Source organism: Tsukamurella conjunctivitidis (assembly GCF_007858475.1).
GTDB classification, from domain to species: domain Bacteria; phylum Actinomycetota; class Actinomycetes; order Mycobacteriales; family Mycobacteriaceae; genus Tsukamurella; species Tsukamurella conjunctivitidis.
The window spans coordinates 1-945 of sequence record NZ_VIGX01000051.1 but is presented as its reverse complement, the minus strand read 5'-3'; the positions used below and the strand labels follow the sequence as shown (position 1 = coordinate 945).

1 protein-coding gene is annotated in these 945 nt (G+C 69.2%); it reads left to right on the top strand.

The features are described from left to right. Nucleotides 1-183 precede the first annotated feature (183 nt). The coding region (locus FK530_RS24275) for an AI-2E family transporter (RefSeq protein ID WP_146489413.1) at nt 184-945 on the top strand (762 nt) is incomplete at its 3' end.

Genomic DNA, 945 nt, shown 5'->3' with positions numbered 1-945 from the left:
CCTGTGTCGTCGCTGGGCCCAATTGCAGCACGCGGCCCTCCTCGGCGCACTGGGAGTCCGTTCCGGACGCACGTCCGGGCTCCCCACCCGGCACCCGACCCGCCCCGGTCCACCTGGACGCGGCCGGGTGCCCCGACCCCCTGTACTCTGGGAAGCCCGAGGGTCCAGTGGAAGGACTGCCTGATGACACCGCGTATGCCCGCCAGGGGACGAGGGCGCTTCGGCGAACTCTTCGACCGGCTCTCCGCCCAGCGGGGTGAGGAACACGACGACTTCCAGGCCGAGGAGGCCGTCCGCTTCCTCGACCAGAATCCCATGCGCGCCCAGGCGAAGGCTGCCTCGGTCGTCTCCTGGCCCCTGCGGGTCGCCTCTGCCTGGTCCTGGCGCTTCCTGGTGGTGCTGGCCGCGACGGCGGCCGCCGCGTGGATCGCCATGAAGCTCTCGGTGGTCGTCCTGCCGGTGGCCATCGCACTGCTGCTCACCGTCCTGCTGGAACCGCTGGTCGCGCTCCTGGTCCGCCGCGGCCATCTCTCGCGTACGGCTGCCGCCGCCGCAGGCCTGCTCCTGGCGCTGGTCGCGGTCATCGCCCTGGTCTCCCAGGCCGCCGCCCAACTCTTCGTGCAGTTCCCCGACCTGCTGACCAAGGCCGCGGACGGCCTGGAGAAGGCCCTGGACTGGCTGAAGACCGGCCCCTTGGCACTCGACACCTCGGTGATCGACAAGGCATTGACCAGCATGCAGGAGGAGATCACGAAGTTCCTCCAGTCCAACTCCTCGGTGCTGGCCTCCGGAGCCCTGAGTGTGACCTCTTCGCTGATCTCCATCGTCACCGGATCACTCATCACCCTCTTCTGCCTCTTCTTCTTCCTCAAGGAGGGACGACGCATCTGGCTGTGGGTGATCCGCCTGCTGCCGGCCCCGGCACGTGCCCCCATGCACGAGTCC